Here is an 18,782-nt window from a genome sequence, read left to right on the forward strand (position 1 = left end):
TGTGGTGCCCATTTGAGGCCCGAACCCTCAGCTGCCGCCGTCAGCGGGAGAGCTCCGGCGTCCAACCGACCGTGGGCCTCTCACCCGCGAGCACCTCGCCGATGGTCGCCGCCGCACCCGCGAGCAGGCTGTTCTCGCTCACGGTGAGCTCCATGTAGCCGCCGGCCCGCATGAGCTCGCGTATCACCACGGCGCCCGCGAGCATGACCGGGGCGCGCTTGGGCTGGATGCCCGGCAGCGCCGCGATCTGCGCGGCCGTCAGCTTGCGCATGCGGTCGATGGCGCGCTCCACCTCGAGCGCGGAGAGCGTGCGCAGATGCACGAACGAGGAGTCGTACGGCACGAGCTCGTGCGTCATCGCCACCAGCGTGGTGACGGTGCCGCCCACCGCCACCAACCGGTCGGGGCGCGTCGGCTGCCCCTCCCAGTACGCCTCGAACTGTGCGCGCGCCCAGCGGCCCGCGGCGAGGATGTCCGCACCCGCGGGCGGATCGCCCGCAAGAAAGCGGTCCGTTACCCTACGGCAGCCGATATCGAGGGACTGCAGCCGGTCGAGCTCGAGCTCATGGCCGCGCTCGCAGTAGCTCCCCACCACGATCTCGGTCGACCCGCCGCCCGAATCCGCCACGGCGATGCGCTCGTCGGGAAAATCGTGCGCCACCCCAAAAAACGTAAGGCGCGCCTCGACCTCGCCGGGGATGACCTGCGGGACAAGCCCCAAGTCGCGCAGCTGCCCCAACAGAATCTCGGCGTTGGCGGCATCGCGCGCCGCGCTCGTAAGCGTTGTCGAAACCCCCTCGGCACCAAACGCGCGCGCCTCCGCCGTAAACGTGCGGCAGGCCTCGACCACGCGCGCCACCGCCGCCTCGTCGAAGCGGCCGGTCGCGTCAACGCCCTGACCCAGATCGGTTATCTCGGTATGCTTGCGGGCGGCGAGCACGCGCCCGGCCGCGACCTCGGCAAGCGAGAGCCGCGATGACACCGTCCCGATATCGATGGCGGCAACCCGGCGCGTCACCATCTCACCATCTGTCATAACCGACCCCACCTTTCAGCTTACGACGCCGAGCCGTCTCCCGTTGAGGCGACTTTCTGGCCCGAGGTCCCTTGGAAGAAGAAGATCGTATCGAGAAGGCGGACGTACCAGGGGGCGTTGTCGACGACGGCGCGCTCGGCCGCCTCCGCCTCGGCGCTCGTCGAGGGCTTGTCGGTCGTAGTGGAGGACGCGTCGCCGGAACCGTCCGCACTCGATCCGTCCGTCGTGCCGGCACTGTTCGACCCGGCCGCATCCTCCGAGCCCTGCGAGTCGGCGTCCGTTGAGGCGCCATCGGTCGCGCCCGCCCCATCGGTCGCGCCGGCGCCTTCGTCTCCCGCCGTCGCATCGCCCTCGGCGCTCGCATCGCCCGACGTGTCATCGAGACCCGTGACGTCGATGGCGATCTCGCCCGGCTTGACGAGGCCGAGGTTCTCGCGCGCGATGTCCTCGATGCCCTCGGTGGAGAGCAGCTGGTCGACGTCCTCCTGCAGGCTCTCGTTGTACTGCTGGCGGATGTCGTACTGCTGGCGGAGGATCTCGCCCGTGCGGTGGGCGATGTAGAGATCGCGCAGCGGGAAGTAGAGGCTCGCGCCCACGGCGACCACGACGAGCAGGTAGAAGACCACGCGGTAGGGACCGGTCGTTATCGTATAGAGCGCGCGGACCACGCGGTTGTCGCTCGCATAGCGCATGAGGGCACCGTTGCGCGCGCTGCGAGCGCGCGTCCCCTCTCGGGAAGCGCGACCAGGGCGCGCGGCAGCGCCCGGTCGCCCCGCACCGCCGGCCCGGGGGGCACGGGAGGGGTAATCGCCGCCGCGGTCGCCTCGCGCATGCGTAGCCGCGGTACGGGCCGCGCGCGGCGAGGCCGCCGTCCGCGACCGGTCGCCACCCGCACGCGGTCCGCGGCGGGCCTCGGCGTTCGCCCGGCGCGCGGCCTCGGCAAGGTTGCCCGTCGCCGCGGCGTCGGCGGGGGTGCCGGCGCGCGCAGCGCCGCGAGACGATGCGTTGTTGCGAAAGATGTTCATGGGCGCCTTGCTGCGATTGAGATGTGTATGCGCCCCTTCGTTATACCACAAGGGCACCGGCAAAACGCCGCGGGCGGACGGCTCGGCACGATACCTCCCCATCCGCCCGGCGACAGGTCTTCAGCCGCTCCCGTGCGACAGCGCACGGGGCGCGCCGCTACCGAAGGTTGTAAAACGCGGTCCTGCCGGCGTACTCAGCCGACTGGAACAGCCCGTCCTCGATGCGGATGAGCTGGTTGTACTTGGCGATGCGGTCCGAGCGGCACGGGGCGCCGGTCTTGATCTGGCCGGCGTTGGTGGCGACGGCGATGTCGGCGATGGTGGTGTCCTCCGTCTCGCCCGAACGGTGGGAGACGATGCACGCGTAGCCGGCGCGCTTGGCCATCTCGATGGCCTCGAGCGACTCGGTGAGCGTACCGATCTGGTTCACCTTGACGAGGATGGCATTCGCCGCGCCGAGCTCGATGCCCTTCTTCAGGCGCTCGGTGTTGGTGACAAAGAGGTCGTCGCCCACGAGCTGGACCTTCTTGCCCAGGCGCTCGGTGAGCTTCACCCAGCCGTCCCAATCCTCCTCGGCCAGACCGTCCTCGATGGAGATGATGGGGTACTTCTCCACGAGCGCCGCCCAGTAGTCGATCATCTCGTCGGTGGTGAGGGTGCGGCCCTCGCCCTTGAGCTCATAGGTGCCGGTCTCGGCGTTGTAGAGCTCGGTTGTGGCCGGATCCATGGCGATCATGAAGTCGTCGCCCGGCGTGTAGCCCGCCGCCTCGATGGCGCGCACGATGTACTCGAGCGGCTCCTCGTTGGTAGCAAGGTCGGGGGCGAAGCCGCCCTCGTCGCCCACGCCCGTCGCGTGACCAGAGTCCTTCAGCACGGACTTGAGCGTGTGGTAGACCTCGGCGCACCAGCGCAGGCCCTCGGTAAAGGTGGGGGCGCCCACCGGCATGATCATGAACTCCTGGAAGTCGACGTTGTTGTCGGCGTGCACGCCGCCGTTCAGGATGTTCATCATGGGGGTGGGGAGGGTATGGGCGTTGACGCCGCCCAGGTAGCTGAAAAGCTCGAGGTCGGCAGACTGCGCCGCGGCGCGCGCCACGGCAAGCGACACGCCGAGGATGGCGTTGGCGCCGAGGTTGCCCTTGTTGGGGGTGCCGTCCGCCGCGATGAGCGCGGCGTCGACGGCGCGCTGGTCGAAGGCGTCCATGCCGATGACGGCCTCGGCGCACTCCTTGTTCACATGGTCGACGGCCTTGGTAACGCCCTTGCCGAGATAGCGGCCCTTGTCACCGTCGCGCAGCTCGACAGCCTCAAACGCGCCGGTGGAGGCACCGGAGGGCACCATCGCGCGGCCGAACGAACCGTCATCGAGCACGACCTCCACCTCGACGGTGGGGTTACCGCGCGAATCGAGGACCTCGCGCCCGTAGACATCCAGAATCTCACTCATGGGGTCATCCCTTCTCGTCATGTCAGACCGCTAAGGTTAGCCTGACTAAACTTTTATCAGTATGCCCGAATTTCCCCACCCGATGCGGGAGATTCCGGATTTTTGCACGAGGCGGACCCGGGGATGCCTACGCCGCGCCCGCGCCCTCGGAGCGCTCGGCCTCCTTCACAGCGTCCCACATGGCGTTCAGCTGCTCGGTAGTGAGGTTCTCGACGGGGATGCCCGCGGCAAACGCGGCCTCCTCGATGGCGGCCCACCGCCGACGGAACTTGGCCGTCGAGGCCCGGAGCGCGCGCTCGGCATCGATGCCCTCTTTGCGCGCCACGTTTACCAGGGCAAACAGCATGTCGCCGAACTCCAGCTCGCGTGCGGCGCTGCCCGGCTCCTCAGCCTCGAACTCGGCGCGCTCGGAAGCGACCTCGTCCCATACGGCATCGACGGAATCCCATTCGAACCCCACCTTCGCCGCGCGCTTGGAGACCTTCTGCGCCTGCATGAGGGCGGGAAACGCCTGGGGCACGCTCTCGAGCAGCCCCTCGGGGCGCGAGACGCCCTCCCCCGCCTGCGTCCGCTCGTCCTTCTTCACCTGGTCCCAGATGTCGAGCACCTCGCCCGCGTTTGCCGCGCCGTGGCGCGGGCCGAACACGTGCGGGTGGCGGCGGATGAGCTTCTCGTTGAGCTCGCGCACCACGTCCTCGATGGTGAACGCATGCGCGTCCGCTGCGATCTGGGCATGCAGCATCACCTGCATGAGCACGTCGCCGAGCTCCTCGCGCAGATGCGCGGCGTCACCCGCCTCGATGCAGTCGACGGCCTCGTAGGCCTCCTCGATCATGTTCTGCGCGATGCTCTGATGCGTCTGCTCCCGGTCCCACGGGCATCCGTCCGGTTGGCGCAGGCGCCAGATGGTCTCGGTCAGCGCGTCGAATGCGTCGCGGGCGTCGGCGCGGGTCGAGCGATCGCGCTGCGGTGCGCGAACCACACCGCCAAAGGGATCGAGCATCGCCTACGCCTCCTCAAGCACCACGTGACGGAACGCCTCCGCCACCGGACGTCCGCTCTCGTAGATGCCGTAGCTGTTGCTGCCGTCCTTAGGGATCGAGACGCTGCCGGGATTAAACGCCCAGATGGTGGGCTGATCGGGCACGGGCTCGCTCACCTTCACGTGCGTGTGGCCGTACAGGATGGCGCTGCCCGCCGGAAGCGCGGGCAGGTTCTCGACGCTGTTGTGGAACCCCGCACCGTACACGTGCCCGTGCGTGAGGAAGAGCGTGCGGCCCTCCTCGTCCACCAGCTCAGCGTAATCGGCCATGCAGGGAAAGTCGAGCACCATCTGGTCGACCTCGGCGTCGCAGTTGCCGCGCACAGCGATAAGCGCGCCCTCCTCCGCCATGCGGTTGAGGATGGGGATGACCCGCTTGGGGGCATAGTCGCGCGGAAGATCGTTGCGCGGGCCGTGGTAGAGCAGGTCGCCCAGCAGCACGATACGGTCCGGCTGCTCGCGCTCGACCGCCCGGGCGAGGTGCTCCGCCCAATAGGCGGAACCGTGGATATCGGAAGCGATGAGAACCTTCATGGGAAGCCTTCCTCTAGCGATGCGCTCACCACCGCAGCGGGCGCTATGCCGCTGCGGATGCGGTGCCAAACGCCGCTATTGTACCCGCAACGGCCCCGCACGGGCGCGGGTGCTGGAGCCTCAGGCGCCTCGCTTCTGCCTTTTCGCTCCGGATCTGCGCTTCCGGATGGCCGCCGCCTGCTGGCGACCGCGCTCGCGCCTTACGGCACGCGCTTGCAGGAACGGCAGAAAACCACTCCTCGTTGGCGCGCGGCCATCAAGAAGTGGCTTCCTGTCATCGTGAGGCCCTCAAAGCTGGGGGCATCAGGGCCTCGGGCCCCAAGCCTACAGGTAGTCGCGACCGATCAGGCGCGTGAAGTAGTCCATCATCTGCCAGGACTCGGCGTCGAGCGTGCCCTTAAGGTAGGCGCGCACGTCATCTGCCGTCACGCGGTCGGCGCCGCGCTCGCCCATCCACGCCGCAAAAGCCGCTCGCGTCCCATCGCGCTTCTCTGCCGGCACGGACCCGAGCATCGTCCACAGGATGTTTTTTGCCTCACGGTCCCAAGCGAGATCCTCGAGCACACCCGGCTCGCAGTCCGCCTCTAGTTGGGCGCGACCGGCGGCGAGCGTTTCGAGGGTGACCTCATCCGGATCGGCCGAGAGGCCCATGCGCGCATACTGCTCTGCCGGCGCATCGTTCTCATTCATGAGGCGCACCATGGCGCGGGCAAGGCGCAACTCCGTCTCGGAATCGTCGATGACCTGGGTCTGACCGGGGTCTGCCACCACGTCGTACAGCTTGTTGCCGTAGTAGGCGCCGTTGCACTCCGTGCCGCCCACCGGCACCTTGAGAACGGGACAGCCCTTGGTGAAGCGGAACGGATCGACGAGCGTCGCCTCGCGCATCTCGGCAGGGCTGAAGATGGCGCGCATGTGCGTCGGCATCAGGGTGTACTCGTAATTCTCGCCGTTGTCCATGGTCACCGGGCCGCGCATATAGGTGTAGCGGCCATCGGTGATACAGGTGTAGCTCGCATGCATGCCATAGAGCCCGTAGGTACGCACCGGCTCATCCCGCTCGATGACGGGCGTGAGCGGGCGCCCCTCCATGTCCTCGGGCACAGGCAAGCCAAAATAGTCGAGGATGGTCGCCGGGAGGTCGATCGTCTGCACGAGCGAGCTGCGATGCGCGCCCCTCACCTTGCTGCGCGGATCCCAGATAAAGAGGGGCGTGTTCACGATCTCGTTGTAGAGCGGCATCATGGTCTTTCCCCACCAGCCGTGCTCGCCCAGAAGGAAACCGTGGTCGGTGTTGACGATGAGCAGGGTGTCGTCCCAGAGACCGTACTCATCCATCTTGTCGAGAACGCGGCCCAGATAGGTATCGCACATGGTGATGAGCGCGGCGTAGAGGCGTCGCACATGGGCAACGGTGGCATCGTCCTGAAGCACCGCATCGTAAGGCGGCCAGTCGGCGGGCAGCCCATCGTAGTCATCCGGATACAGGTCGCGGAACGCTTGCTGGGCGAAGAAGGGTTCGTGCGGGTCGAAGGTCTCGATCTGGAGGAACCAGTTGTCCGCATCGTGGTTGGCGTCGATAAAATCGAGGCCGGCGGTAAACGTCACATCCTGCGGCATCTTGTGCTGGTCGGTGCCGATGTAGGCACGGTTCATCGCGTCATGGCGCTCCAGTCGCTGCCTGATGGGATGCGGCGCGGCCGTAGCCGAGAACAGGTGCTCGGCTGCCTCCATGCCGATCTTGGCCTTCCAAGGATCGCCTTCCTGGCCGCGCGTGCACTCCCAGCTCTCGTAGCGCGTGTGATACGTCGCGCCCCCGTCCTCCCAATAATGCTGATGGTCGGAAACGAGATGGCTGTAGATGCCGTTGTCACGCAGGATCTGCGGCATAGAGTCGTCGAACGGCTCCAGCGGACCCCAGCTGCGGTGCAAGAAGTTGTAGCGCCCCGTGTGGAGCTCGCGGCGCGCCGGCATGCAGGGCATGGACCCCGCGTAGCTGCAGTCGAAGGTGACGGCATGCTCGGCAAGCCGGGTGAAGTTGGGCGTCTGGACCCAGTCGCAACCGTAGGGCTCGAGGAAGTTCCTCGTAAGCGTATCGTACATGACCATAATGGCTTTCATAACGCTACCTCCTTATGATCTAGGACATCAGATGCGCTATTCATCGATACCGGTGCCCGCGAGCTCGGTCTCAGCCGCCTCGTGGCGATGGCGGAGCTCCTCGCTGATGGCGAGCGAGCGCTCATCCGTAAGACGGTACATCTTTGTGAACACGATAACGAGCAACATGAGCACGCAGGGGGCAATCCAGCGAAGCGCAACGATTGCCCCGTTGACAACGGGGGTCTGCGCTTGGTTGGCGACATATCCAAGGGCACCGATGACTGCGACGGGCAGCGCCTGGCCGAGCGCCTGGCCAAACTGGTTCATAAGCTGGACGGCGGCCTGCGCCAGACCGTTGGCGCGCACGCCGGTGTTGTACTCGCCCCAGTCGACTACGTCGGGAATCATAGCCCACATGAGCGTACCGACCACGCCGTTGAACAGGTTGGCTATGGAGATGAACAAGGTGAGAATCGTAACGGAGGGGTTGGGGATAAACACGACGAGCAGGTTGGGCACGATGGCGGCAGCCGCAAAAATCATCATCGAGCGGCGCTTGCCCCAAAGATTCGTCACGATCGGCGTGAGCACCGGACCGAGCAACGCCGTCACAACACCGAATGCGGTGGTTGCTACAATCCACTCTTGATGACCGAGCACGTAGGTGAAGTAGTACATATTGATTGCGCCGCTCAGACCCGTAGAGGCAAGGCTGGCGAAGAAGATGCCCGAGAGAAGCAGGAGCTCACGGTTCTTGAAGGTATCGATGGTGGAGCGGACGATATCGCCGAACGTCTCCTTCTTCTTATGGGAGACGCCCTCCTCCTTGGACGCCTCGACCGCCTCGATCTGCGCCAGCTGCGGGGTATCGTACGTACGCGCCGTCCAGGCAACAGCCCAGTAGCACAGGCACACCGCGGCACCCATGATGATGCCGTAATTGGACCAGCCCTGCTGGCCGCCGCCACACAGCTCGACCAGCGGCAGCGCGAACGCGCTCATGAGCTGCGGGATAACGGCGCATCCCTGACGGATGGCCTGGACCGTGGAACGCTGTTTAGGTACCTCGGTAATGATGCTCGCTAGCGAGTTGGCGGGAATGATGACGAACGAGGAGATGATGACGTAGAGGATGTAGGCGGCGCACGCATAGATCACCTTGAGCGTGGGATCGAGCGCGGGCGTGGAGAACACCGCCCAGATGCATACGCCCCAAAACGGCGCCATCACGATGAGGAACGGGCGGTACCGTCCGAACTTCGTGTTGACGCGGTCGGCAACGACACCGATGAACGGGTCGATGATGGCGTCGACGATCTTTGAGGCGAGCATCAGGCCCGAGGCGATGGCCGGTGCAAGACCGAAGATATCGGTATAGAAGAAGCTCAGGTACGAGCCCATGAACACGAAGGGGATGTTTGATCCGATGCCCACGAAGCCGAAGCCGAGCATCTCGATGAGGCTCGCCTTGCGAAGCTTAGTTGCTTGTTGCTGCGCCATGTATGGTCCTCCCTTGGTCATACGTCGGCAATGGCTGATACGTCAGTTAATCGGTTAACTAATAGAGCTCGCCTTCACCTCTTTTCTCCCGTGTCGATCGATGTGCCTGCTTGTTGATAGATAGCGTCCGCTAGGAAGCCGTTGACGGCATCGCCCCGATGAGGTCGCAGCAGCGGAACGGAAGCACCTGCGCGGTGGGCGCTGCGCCCTCGATGAGGGCGATGGCCTCCTCGACCGCGCGCTCCCCCGCCTCGTAATTGGGCATCTCGCTGAATATCTCGGCGCTGAGCGTACTCAGATAGTCGCTCGCGAGGTCGGCGAAGATAACGCCGGGCAAGGGGAACAGCCTGCTTACCACATTTGACCAGCCGGCCCAGCTGCTGATGACGGCATCGCCCGCGTGCACACGGCCGGCGGCAAGATCGCTCAGCTCGTTGCTGAGGCTGCGCATGTAGGCCTGAGACGGCTGGGCAAACGCATCGGCGTCGACCTCGCCCCGGTCACGCTCGGACCGCCGTGCAAAGAGTATGTCGCTCTTCACCCTGAACACGAGGGGGCGCGCCCGCCCCGCCTCCGCACAAGCCACGCGCACGCCTTCCTCGCGCTGCTCCTCCTGAACGTTGCGGACATCGGGGCGCAGGTATACCACGCGCTTCGCCCCATGGCTGATGGCGCAGGCGACGACATCGCGAGCACCGCCGAAGTAATCGAAGTCGATGGTGCTGTACGCCTGCGACGGATTGCCCGGGCAATCGAGGGCGACAAACGGGACGCGCTCGCGCTCGATGAGCTCCACACTCTCCGCACGCGGCCCTTCCGTGTCGCGACTCACAAAGATGACGGCATCGACTTGGCGCTCGAAATACGCGCGCAGGTAATCGTCGCACGGACGGTCCGCCGCCCTATGGTTGCGACAGAGCGTAATGCGGTATCCGCGGGCGTCGGCCGCACGCAGCATGCCCTCAACGGTTCGACCGTAACGGGGATTGCTGAGGTTCTTCTCAATGACCACCCCGATGCACCTGCTCGTGCGCTTGCGGAGCGACTTCGCCGTCTGGTCGGGCACATATCCGAGCTCGCGCACGACGGCAAGGACGCGCTCACGCGTCTGCTCGCCGACGTTTCGCTTACCGTTGAGCACATTGGAGACGGTTGCCGTGGTGACCCCGGCGACACGGGCAACATCTTTGCCGGTTACGCGATGGTCCACCACAACAACTCCCCTCTCCGCGCGTTAATCGATTTTCATTAATCGATATACACATCATAGGCACGCCCTTGCCCCACCGGGGCGGAAGATCTATCTGGTCGGCAAGCGGCCCCAAACGGCAAGTTAATCGGTTGATTAATCGCAACTGTCGCAGAAAGGCCCGGTCATGCGACCGGGCCTCATCAGTAGCTCGTAGAGATAATCGCTAATCGAGCGCCTCTTGGCGGACGTTTCTGGCGTAGAAGAAGTACGCCGCCACGATGATGGCGTTTACGATGGGCGCCCAGGGGAAGCCGCCGATAAGCACCGTGACCACCACCGCGACCACGTTGAGCACAAGCGCCAGCCAGTTGAGCCCCACAAACGGCGTCTCGACGCTGCGCGCCGGCTTGTTGGCGGCGCCGATGCCCCATACGCCGAGCGCGGCGTCCAGGAAGCATTGGACGATGACGCAGATAGCGAGCAGAAGGCCCGGCGAGGTGTTCGCAAACGCGATGGACATCGCCGCATACGCCGCCATGCCAAAGGCCGCGATCAACGTGATGAAGCTCATGATCTTGAGCATCTTCTGGTTCTGGGACATATCCCGCTCCCTTCGCTCATTCGCCGCGCTCATACATCCCCCGCAGCGCCTGGTGTATCGCTTCAGGCCTTATACCCAAGGTTGCCGCGCGAACGCAACGCGAACCCGGTCTGTCTGGCAAACGGCTGCCCCGCAGGAGCCGGTAGCGCGCTAGACAGTCGATGCCGCGGCGACAACCCGCTCGACCACCTCGCGGAGCGCCACGCCCTCCGTCCGGGCGATGCGGGCGCAGTCTGCAAACTCCGGCTTGACGCGGCTCGTGCCGTCCGGCAGCGTCGCGCGCTTAGCGCGCACCGGACCCCACGGGCTCGCAACCTCGATGTCCTCGCGTGCAAGCACCGTCCGGGCGCACGTCCAGCGACGGATGCCGATGGTGGTCGTATGGGTGAAGATAGCCCGCTCGACCGCGCCGAGCTCAGGTGTCGCCACGACGACCTGCAGCTGCCACGCGGGGCGCTCCTTCTTGGCGAACACGGGTACCCAGTGGACCTCGCGGGCCCCCGCCTCGCGGATGCGCTCGGCGGCGAAGGCGAGCTCCTCCCCCGTCGCATCGTCGATATCGCATTCGAGGCGCACGACCTCCGCGGGCGCATCGGCGCCGAGGGTGGGTTCGGCTGCGGGGTCGCCCGCAAACGCGCCGTGGGTGGCCGCAGCGGCGGGCGCGCCGCCAGGAACGAGCTCTTCGATCACCATGGCGCGCAGGATGCTCGGGCGCTCGTAGGTGCGCTTGCCGGCGCCGAGGCCCGTGCGCACGACGCAGAACCGCTCCGGCAACCGCCTCTCCGCCTCCGTCGCCGCGACGATGGCCGCACCCGTAGGAGTCACGAGCTCTCCCTCGACATCGCTGATCGAGAGCGGCAGCCCGTGCGCCTCCACGATATTGAGCGTGGCGGGGACGGGGACGGGGATGATGCCGTGCTGGCAGCGAATCGTACCCGTTCCGTCGACGAGGCGCGGCACGATGACGCGGGTTACGTCGAGGTCGTCGAGGCACACGGCGACCGCTACGATATCGACGATGGAATCGACGGCACCTACCTCGTGGAAGTGCACCTCATCGAGCGGGACGGCGTGCGCCTTGGCCTCGGCATGCGCGATGACGTCCACCATGCGGTGGGCGAGCTCGCGCGCCCGCGGCGCCAGCTGGCCGGCATCGATGATGGCGTCGATGTCCGCGGGGCCGCGATGCTCGTGATGATGGTGGTGATGGCCGTGCTCGTGAGCATGGTCGTGACCGTGGTCGCAGGTACGCCCCTCATGGCAGTGCCCATGGTCGTGGTGGTGGGCGTGCTCGTGGTCATGGGCGCCACCATGGTCGTGGTGGTCGCAGGCGTGGTCATGCCCGTGGCAGTGACCATGGTCGTGGTCGCGTCCATGGAGGTACGCCATATCGTGGTCGTGGTTCTCGTGCGCCTCATCGAGCACCACGTCGAAGTCGCAGCAGTCGATACCTGCCTTCTTGACGCGGCTTATGCGCACCTCGTAGCCATCCAACGGCAGGCTCGCGAGCGCATCGCGCAGGCGCGCCTCGTTGGCGCCCGCATCGAGCAGCGCCGCGACGGTCATATCGCCGCTGATGCCGTTCGTGCAATCCAGATAGAGCGTCTTTCCCATTCGTTTCCCTTCCTACCGCCCCTTGAGGCGGGTCGCCGACCCATGCGCCGCCGCCCGCCGTGCGTGAGACGGCAAGCGTAGCCCCTGAAGCCGGCTCTAAGTCAAGCGGGGCGCTCGCACGCCCCGCCATGCGATGCCTTTCGCATCGAGCTGAGTTGTACCCTCGCGACAAACCCTAGGCGCCGAGCTCCTGGTTGATCTGCGCGATGACGGCCTCGGCATCGAGGCTGGTGAACGCAGCGGCGTCGATGACGCCGATCTTCTTGTCGGGATAGGTGAGCTTGACCACATCGAGCTTGAACTCAACCTGCGGGGTGAGCAGCAGCAGGTCGGCGTCCTTGCAGGACTCGTCGGAGCCCGCGACCGGGCCCGCCGTGACGCTCATCTCGAGACCGAGCTTATCGGCCGTCTCCTGAACCTTGGCAGCGAGCACCTGCGTAGAGGTGCCGGCGGCGCACAGCAGCTTGACGTTCTTCATTCAAACGGTCCTTTCTCTATTTCCCCAACGCCTCGAACATAAGGCGCTTGTAGGCCTCCACACCGGGCTGATCGAAGGGATTCACGCCCAGCAGACTGCCAGAAGCATAACATGCAAAGGCGAACCAGTAGAACAACATGCCGAAGTGCTCCTCGTCGATACGGTCGATCTCGAGCGTGAGCACGGGCAGCACCTCGGCGTGCGCGGCGCGCGTGGCGTTAAAGCTCGCCTTGTTGATATCCCAGAAGTCCTTGCCGTCGAGATAGCCGAAGGCGTCCGCCACATCGGTGCCGCCGAGCACGAGGCTGTCGCCCGCACCGGGCTCCATAAGGTCGATGAAGGTCTCGAACAGCTGGTGCGTACCGTCCTGCGCGTACTGGCCCAGGCTGTGCATCTCCTCGGAGCACTCGAGCGCCGCCGGGAAGATGCCCTTGCCGTCCTTGCCCTCGCTCTCCGCATAGAGCTGCTCCCACCATTTGGAGAACCAGCGGAACCGCGGCTCGAAGAAGCCGAGGAGCTCGACGCGGTACCCGCGGTCCCACAGGATGTTGCGCAGGCACGCGTAGCGCCATGCGGAGTTCTCGAGACCATCTGTCTTCCGGAGCTGCTCCTGCATTCGCTTGGCACCCGCCGCAAGCGCCCGGATGTCCGCACCCGCCACCGCGAGCGGTAGCAGATGCACCTCGGTGAGCGCCGTGTAGCGACCGCCCACATTGGTCGCAAAGGGAACGAAGGTGTAGCCCTCGGCTCGACACAGCTCCTCGAGCGAAGACCCGATGGTGCCCGTGCAGACGATGCGGCGGGCAGCCTCCTCCTTGCCGTAGCGGCCGACGAGGTATTGACGGAGCAAGCGGAACGACGAGCCCGGCTCGAGCGTCTCGAAGTTCTTGGCGATGCAGTCGATAACCACATCGTGCCCCTCGAGCTCGGCGAGTACGCCGTTGAGCTCGTGGGCGGAGAGCGTGTTGCCGGCGTACACGATGCGCGCGCCGTTGGGGCGCAGCGCCTTGATGACGGCGCGGGCGGAGTTGTTCGAACCGCCGACGCCGATGATCACGAAGGTATCGGCGATGGCGCGCAGCTCCGCCGCAAGGCGCTCCGTGCGGTCGAGCACCGCGGGACCGGCCCACTCGTCGACCTCGAGCCAGCCCTGCGAGTCGGCGTAGCGCTCCTCTCCCGCCTGGCAGCGCGCGAGCACGTGCGCATGCGCCTCGGCGTAGGCGGCGAGCTCGCCGGACGCGACGAACTTCTCCGTATAGGTGGTGTTCAAATCGAGCATGTGGCGCTCCTAACGATGGAAGAAGGGCGAGGGGCAGCCGTCGCCATCCGCGGCGTGGCGGTGGCGCCGGGACGCTGCGCCCCGGTGCCGCCCGTCCTGCGGCGAGGCCGTCCGGACTCGAGAACCTCGCGCCCGGACGGCGCCGAAGCGGTGCTAGCAGCCGCAGGGATGCGCCGGGGCGTCGTCCCTGAACGTGCTGTTCTGCGACGGGTCCTTCATGCAGAGATGCGGCACGGCGCGGTTGTACGCATGCGGCAGCGCCAGGATGTTGGGGTTGCCGTCGGTGTACTTGCGCGTGGCGTCGGCGATGGCCTCCTCGAAGGTCGGGCGGGTCTTGAGGCCCATGGTACGGGCGATGCCGGGCTTCTGAGCGCCCACGATGTAGGTGGCGGAGAGGTACTTCTCAGCCAGGTTGCCGCAGGTCATCATGCTGAAGCCGTGGAACGGGTGGAACGCATGGGCGAAGCGGTACTTGCGGATGTACTCCTCGTTGGTGGCGAAGTACTCGCCGTACTCGATCATCTCGTCGAGCGTGTTCATCTTATCGGACTGCCAGAGCTCCCACTGCTCGCGCAGGTACGGCCAGCGCTCGTCGTGGAACCACCCGTTGCAGTAGCTCGCGATCACAAACACGCAGTGATCGGAGAGGATGCGCTTGTGGCGGATAACCTGCGCGGAGACCGCCTGCATCATCTGGATGGGGTTCGTGCCCATGCCGTCGCCGTAGTGGAAGTTCGTGGGCATGCCCATGACCACGATGTCGTACTTCTTCTCCGCCCAGTGCACATACGTGCGCTTGTCGGCGAGCGCCCAGGAGATGGGCTGCATCTCTGCCGCGTACCCGGAGAAGATGGCGATCTGGCGGCTCCAGGTATCGAGCACCGCGTCGACGCAGAAGAACTTCTTGCCCATCTTCTCTTCCATGAACATACCCTGCTGGTCGAACTTGTCGCGCATGAGCGAGCTCGTCGACACGGGCACGAAGTCGGGACGGCTCATGACGCGCGGCACGTGGTGCGCGCTGATCGAGCGCCAGTGGGTGATGCCGGTGGCGCAGTGCTTGTAACCGCCCGAGTAGCCGCCGTAGGGATTGCCCTGCGTATGGCCGATGAGGATGGCGATGTCCGCATCGTAGACGTACTTGTTCATGATGACGTGGTCGCCCTGGGGCGTGAAGCCGAGGTCGACGAGGTGATCGTAGTCCTCGGAGTCATGGCTCGTGATCTGGCCCGTGCCCTCGAACTCGTTGTAGAGGTCGAGGCCCAAAATCAGCTTCGCCTCAGCCGTCGAGGTGCGCGGATGCAGGCCGTTGGAGAAGAGCAGGAGCACGTCGTCGTGCTTGACGCCCTGCGCGAAGAGCTCGTCCAGGCAGGCGCGGATGGCGACCTTGCGGTGCGCCGTCGGCTGCGTGCCGCCCTTCACGATGTCGGGGATGACGATGACGACCTTCTTGCCCGGTCCGGCGTAGGAGGCGAGCGGCTCCATGCCGATGGGGTTGCGGATGGACTCGAGCGTCGCGTTGTAGAGGCTGTCCCAATCCTGCGGCAGGCACTCGGGGTCCTTCACGGTCTCGCCGGTGACGAAGACGTCCGTCGTATCGGGGAGCTCCGCCCCCAGCATGCCGTTGCCGTACTCGAAATCAAGATGCATGGTCGGTCCTTTCGGTTAGGGTCGCAGGGTCTAGCAGGCGTTCATGTACAGATCGACGATCTCGGCGTACTCCTCGGGATAGAAGCCGATCTCCCCCGTGAAGCGCGTGAGGGCGATGAGACCGCCGTCGATCTCGGGGATACCGGCGAGCATCTCGGCGTTATCCGCCTTGAGGCCGCCGCCGTAGACGACGTCCACGCCGGGCACGGTCTCCTTGATGAGGCGGGCGACCTTCTGGATATAGGGCGCGTCCGCCGGCGTCTTGCCGGGGCCGATGCTCCACACGGGCTCGTAGGCGACGCGCACGCAGGAGAGGTCCACACCCTCGAGGCCCTCGCGCACCTGCGTGGCGAGCACCTCGTCCCAGCGGTCGACCTCCTCCTCGCGTTCGCCCATGCAGAAGAGCACCTTCAACCCTGCGGCCTGGGCGGCCTTGACCTCACGGTTGAGGATGCGGTTCACGGCGGCCTCCACCGCCGCGGCGTCGGCACCCGCCTCGCCCATGAGGGCGCGCAGGTTCATGCGCTCCTCGCAGTGGCCGATGAGCGCCCAGGTGCAGCCGAGCTGAGAGACGGCGTTGCCCGTGCGCAGCGTCGTGAACGCGCCGAAGTTGCCGCCCGGGGCGGTATCGGCCGTGTGCACGCCCTGGCACCCCACGCCGAGGGGCGACCCCGCCGCGCCGGCGACGGCGCCGATGAGGTGCGCCTCCGGCACAAAGGCGGCAAACTCCGCATCGGCGTAGCGCGCGGAGACGTCCTTGATAGACGACGTCACCGCCTCGCCCCAGGCGTCGGGGGAAGCCAAGCGGTTCACGCCGCCGTGCTCGGGCGTGATGTCAAAGCGCTTGAGATTCAAAAAGATATGTTTCATACACGCTCCTTCAGATAGAGGGGCGGCCCCTGTACCGGGCCCGCCCCCACCGGTATCGCTACAGGAAGCTCACGAAGCGCGGCAGCTCGCCCACGAGCGGGGCCGCCCACTCCGTAAACGCCGGGGTGACGCCGTTGCCGGCCTCGTTGATGAAGGCGTCGGGCAGGCAGCGCTCGATGAGGCGCACGCGCTCCACGTCGATGAGGTTCGTCTCGATGGCATACGCATCGCCCGGGACGCGCTGGATGCCGACCATCTTCGCCGTCTCCCCCGCAAGCGCGGCGCGCACGGCGGCACGGCCGACCTCCTCCGCCTCGTCGACGTCCACCTGGCTGCGCAGCGCCACCGAGGCGCGGCCGAGAAGGCCCGGCTTCTCGGAGCGTGCCTTGTAGCCGAGCTTCGCCACGATGAGGTTGGCGAGATGCGAGGACACGTCACCGAAGTAGGTCTCGCGCTCGACCTCCATGATGGGATCGACGATGGGGTTGCCCTCGGCGTCGTGCAGGCCCTCGCTCGCCACGATGACGCCGCCGCGCTTGGTGTCGATCACGCGCTGGCAATCCGCCAGGAACGCCTCCTCGTCAAAGGGGCGCTCGGGCATGTAGATGAGGTCGGGGCCGCCCTGGCCGCAGGAGGCGGCAAGCGAGCTCGCCGCCGCGACCCAACCGGCGGACCGGCCCATGACCTCGACCACCACCAGATGGATGGGCATGCTGTGCACGTCGGCGCACACCTCGCCCACGCTTTGCGCCACATAGCGGGCGGCGCTGCCGTAACCCGGGGCGTGGTCGATCTCGGCGATGTCGTTGTCCATGGTCTTGGGCACACCGATGACCTGGATGTCGGCGCCGGCCTCGTTCACGGCCTCCTGCAAGAGGGCGCAGGTGTTCATGGTGCCGTTGCCGCCTGTGGGCATGACGATGTCGATGTTGTTCTTGATGAGGAGCTCCACCATGGCCGGATAGTGGCCGGCGAGCGCGTCGCGGCCCGTGCCGATGGCGGAACCCGGCGCGTCGCGCAGGCGCACGAGCTCGCTATCGGGCATGGCGCCCAGATCGATGAGGGAGCCGTTCACAAGACCCGAGGGGCCGCCGTGCGCACCGTAGATGTGGGCGATCTCGGCATGCTGCTTGCCCTCGGCCACGATACCGTAAAGCGAGGCGTTGATGACCGCGGTCGGGCCACCGCCGTGCATGACGAGGATGTTCTTACCTGCCATAAGCTACCGTCCTTCCTTCGCGTAGCGCTCCGCCATCTCGTCGAGCGTGGCGACCTTGACCAGAGGAGCCTTGCCGTAGCTGCCAAACTGCACGATGAGCGTGCCGACGGCCTCCTTGACACCCGCCTCGATGGCGGCAACGAGCTTTTCCTGCGCCTCGTCGGCGACGGTGCCGTACATGACGAGGTCGTACACCGGCGGCAGGAAGGCGCGCGGGTCAAACTGGTCGCGCTTCTCATCGAGCAGCTGCCACACGCCCGCAAGCGAGCTCTCCTTGAGCTCGGGCTCGCGCTCGAAGAGCTCGCGCATGTTGCGCGTGACGGCGAGGCGGATGTCCGTATCGACGTTAATCTTGTTGATGCCGGCGGGGATGGCCTCCAGAAGCTCGGCGATGGGGATGCCGTGCGCCTCGCCGATCTTGCCGCCGAGCTCGTTGATCTCGCGCACGATGTACTGCGGGACCGTGGAGGAGCCGTGGCTCACGAGCGCGCAGTCGAGGTCCTCGTGCGCCAGGCACTCGCGGATGGCGATGGGAATCTCGCGGCGGAGCTTGACGTCTTTGCCCTTGGAGGCGCCGTGCATGGTGCCGTAGGAGATGGCGAGCGCGTCGACGCCGGTATCGCGCACGAACTCCACCGCCGAGAGCGGGTTGGTGTAGGTGGACGAGGCGGCGAACACGTGGTCCTCCACGCCGGCGAGCACGCCGAGCTCGCCCTCGACGGACACGCCGCGGGCGTGCGCGTACTTCACAACCTCGCGCGTGAGCTCCTTGTTCTCATCGAACGGGAGCGACGAGCCGTCGATCATGACCGACGTGTAGCCGCCGGCGATGGCCGCCTTGACGCTCTCCATGTCGCGCCCGTGGTCGAGATGGAGCACCACCGGCACCGGCGAGCTCTCGCCGTACTTCTTAACCGCGTCGCCGATGTTCTTGGCACCGCGGATCTTGTCCTCCACGGTACCGTTGGCAAAGTCGGCGCGGCCGCCCATGAAGGCGTTGGCGAGGTCGGCGCCCTGCAGGATGACGGGGCTGCGGAACATCTCGTGCACCTCGATGGCCGCCTTGGCCTGGCAGACGGCGTTGACGTTGAACGCACCCTGCGCGTAGCCGCCGGCGCGCGCGGCATCGAGTACGGGCTTCAGGGGGACGAGTGGCATGGCTATCACAGCTCCTTTGCTAGTGCCGGATACG

16 protein-coding genes are annotated in these 18,782 nt (G+C 66.2%); all 16 read right to left on the reverse strand.

The genetic code is table 11. From position 1 onward, the window contains the following. Positions 1 to 40: 40 nt before the first annotated feature. The 16 genes from B5F70_RS07480 to B5F70_RS07555 all read right to left on the reverse strand — a co-directional run bounded on the left by B5F70_RS07480 (position 41) and on the right by B5F70_RS07555 (position 18,748). On the reverse strand, positions 41 to 1,036 hold the full coding sequence (locus B5F70_RS07480; protein ID WP_241145938.1) for a hypothetical protein: 996 nt from the start codon (positions 1,034 to 1,036) through the stop codon (positions 41 to 43). Between the two features lie 20 nt (positions 1,037 to 1,056). Beyond that, the gene (locus B5F70_RS07485; RefSeq protein ID WP_239463138.1) at positions 1,057 to 2,061 is read right to left on the reverse strand and encodes a septum formation initiator family protein; all 1,005 of its coding nucleotides are present in this window, start codon (positions 2,059 to 2,061) and stop codon (positions 1,057 to 1,059) included. A 157-nt stretch (positions 2,062 to 2,218) separates the two neighbouring features. After that, positions 2,219 to 3,508: a phosphopyruvate hydratase gene (gene eno, locus B5F70_RS07490; RefSeq protein ID WP_087204952.1), complete on the reverse strand. Its 1,290-nt coding sequence runs from the start codon at positions 3,506 to 3,508 to the stop codon at positions 2,219 to 2,221. A gap of 127 nt (positions 3,509 to 3,635) precedes the next feature. Then, positions 3,636 to 4,511, reverse strand: coding sequence for a nucleoside triphosphate pyrophosphohydrolase (mazG, locus tag B5F70_RS07495; protein ID WP_087204953.1), 876 nt, complete (start codon positions 4,509 to 4,511; stop codon positions 3,636 to 3,638). Positions 4,512 to 4,514: 3 nt separating this feature from the next. Further along, positions 4,515 to 5,084: a phosphodiesterase gene (gene yfcE, locus B5F70_RS07500; RefSeq protein WP_087204954.1), complete on the reverse strand. Its 570-nt coding sequence runs from the start codon at positions 5,082 to 5,084 to the stop codon at positions 4,515 to 4,517. A gap of 324 nt (positions 5,085 to 5,408) precedes the next feature. After that, positions 5,409 to 7,205 carry a sulfatase gene (locus B5F70_RS07505; protein WP_087204955.1) on the reverse strand — a complete coding sequence of 599 codons (1,797 nt, stop codon included), beginning with the start codon at positions 7,203 to 7,205 and terminating at the stop codon, positions 5,409 to 5,411. Between the two features lie 36 nt (positions 7,206 to 7,241). Next, positions 7,242 to 8,687 (reverse strand): glycoside-pentoside-hexuronide (GPH):cation symporter, encoded by a 1,446-nt coding sequence (locus B5F70_RS07510; protein WP_158094966.1) that lies wholly within the window; start codon positions 8,685 to 8,687, stop codon positions 7,242 to 7,244. Positions 8,688 to 8,817: 130 nt separating this feature from the next. Then, positions 8,818 to 9,900, reverse strand: a complete 1,083-nt coding sequence (locus B5F70_RS07515; protein ID WP_087204957.1) for a LacI family DNA-binding transcriptional regulator — start codon at positions 9,898 to 9,900, stop codon at positions 8,818 to 8,820. A gap of 202 nt (positions 9,901 to 10,102) precedes the next feature. Continuing rightward, positions 10,103 to 10,480 (reverse strand): hypothetical protein, encoded by a 378-nt coding sequence (locus B5F70_RS07520; protein WP_087204958.1) that lies wholly within the window; start codon positions 10,478 to 10,480, stop codon positions 10,103 to 10,105. A 150-nt stretch (positions 10,481 to 10,630) separates the two neighbouring features. Continuing rightward, positions 10,631 to 12,094, reverse strand: coding sequence for a LarC family nickel insertion protein (locus B5F70_RS07525; RefSeq protein ID WP_087204959.1), 1,464 nt, complete (start codon positions 12,092 to 12,094; stop codon positions 10,631 to 10,633). Positions 12,095 to 12,269: 175 nt separating this feature from the next. Then, positions 12,270 to 12,572, reverse strand: a complete 303-nt coding sequence (locus B5F70_RS07530) for a hypothetical protein (protein WP_087204960.1) — start codon at positions 12,570 to 12,572, stop codon at positions 12,270 to 12,272. A 16-nt stretch (positions 12,573 to 12,588) separates the two neighbouring features. Then, a complete protein-coding gene (locus B5F70_RS07535) occupies positions 12,589 to 13,851 on the reverse strand; it encodes a glucose-6-phosphate isomerase (protein WP_087204961.1) in 1,263 nt (420 codons plus the stop codon). Positions 13,852 to 14,004: 153 nt separating this feature from the next. Then, positions 14,005 to 15,501 (reverse strand): lactate racemase domain-containing protein, encoded by a 1,497-nt coding sequence (locus B5F70_RS07540; RefSeq protein WP_087204962.1) that lies wholly within the window; start codon positions 15,499 to 15,501, stop codon positions 14,005 to 14,007. Between the two features lie 30 nt (positions 15,502 to 15,531). Beyond that, positions 15,532 to 16,371, reverse strand: a complete 840-nt coding sequence (locus B5F70_RS07545; RefSeq protein WP_087204963.1) for a triose-phosphate isomerase family protein — start codon at positions 16,369 to 16,371, stop codon at positions 15,532 to 15,534. Between the two features lie 58 nt (positions 16,372 to 16,429). After that, entirely contained in the window at positions 16,430 to 17,590 is a 1,161-nt protein-coding gene (locus tag B5F70_RS07550) for a diphosphate--fructose-6-phosphate 1-phosphotransferase (protein WP_087204964.1), read from the reverse strand. A gap of 3 nt (positions 17,591 to 17,593) precedes the next feature. Then, positions 17,594 to 18,748: a class II fructose-bisphosphate aldolase gene (locus B5F70_RS07555; protein ID WP_087204965.1), complete on the reverse strand. Its 1,155-nt coding sequence runs from the start codon at positions 18,746 to 18,748 to the stop codon at positions 17,594 to 17,596. Positions 18,749 to 18,782 lie beyond the last annotated feature (34 nt).

The organism is Collinsella sp. An268, from assembly GCF_002159765.1.
Lineage (GTDB): Bacteria > Actinomycetota > Coriobacteriia > Coriobacteriales > Coriobacteriaceae > Coprousia.

What these genes read in the sequence shown, in the direction of transcription:
- B5F70_RS07480 (WP_241145938.1), bottom strand. Translation starts at nt 1,036, where the DNA reads ATGACAGATGGTGAGATGGTGACGCGCCGGGTTGCCGCCATCGATATC.
- B5F70_RS07485 (WP_239463138.1), bottom strand. Translation starts at nt 2,061, where the DNA reads ATGAACATCTTTCGCAACAACGCATCGTCTCGCGGCGCTGCGCGCGCC.
- eno (WP_087204952.1), bottom strand. Translation starts at nt 3,508, where the DNA reads ATGAGTGAGATTCTGGATGTCTACGGGCGCGAGGTCCTCGATTCGCGC.
- mazG (WP_087204953.1), bottom strand. Translation starts at nt 4,511, where the DNA reads ATGCTCGATCCCTTTGGCGGTGTGGTTCGCGCACCGCAGCGCGATCGC.
- yfcE (WP_087204954.1), bottom strand. Translation starts at nt 5,084, where the DNA reads ATGAAGGTTCTCATCGCTTCCGATATCCACGGTTCCGCCTATTGGGCG.
- B5F70_RS07505 (WP_087204955.1), bottom strand. Translation starts at nt 7,205, where the DNA reads ATGAAAGCCATTATGGTCATGTACGATACGCTTACGAGGAACTTCCTC.
- B5F70_RS07510 (WP_158094966.1), bottom strand. Translation starts at nt 8,687, where the DNA reads ATGGCGCAGCAACAAGCAACTAAGCTTCGCAAGGCGAGCCTCATCGAG.
- B5F70_RS07520 (WP_087204958.1), bottom strand. Translation starts at nt 10,480, where the DNA reads ATGTCCCAGAACCAGAAGATGCTCAAGATCATGAGCTTCATCACGTTG.
- B5F70_RS07525 (WP_087204959.1), bottom strand. Translation starts at nt 12,094, where the DNA reads ATGGGAAAGACGCTCTATCTGGATTGCACGAACGGCATCAGCGGCGAT.
- B5F70_RS07530 (WP_087204960.1), bottom strand. Translation starts at nt 12,572, where the DNA reads ATGAAGAACGTCAAGCTGCTGTGCGCCGCCGGCACCTCTACGCAGGTG.
- B5F70_RS07535 (WP_087204961.1), bottom strand. Translation starts at nt 13,851, where the DNA reads ATGCTCGATTTGAACACCACCTATACGGAGAAGTTCGTCGCGTCCGGC.
- B5F70_RS07540 (WP_087204962.1), bottom strand. Translation starts at nt 15,501, where the DNA reads ATGCATCTTGATTTCGAGTACGGCAACGGCATGCTGGGGGCGGAGCTC.
- B5F70_RS07545 (WP_087204963.1), bottom strand. Translation starts at nt 16,371, where the DNA reads ATGAAACATATCTTTTTGAATCTCAAGCGCTTTGACATCACGCCCGAG.
- B5F70_RS07550 (WP_087204964.1), bottom strand. Translation starts at nt 17,590, where the DNA reads ATGGCAGGTAAGAACATCCTCGTCATGCACGGCGGTGGCCCGACCGCG.
- B5F70_RS07555 (WP_087204965.1), bottom strand. Translation starts at nt 18,748, where the DNA reads ATGCCACTCGTCCCCCTGAAGCCCGTACTCGATGCCGCGCGCGCCGGC.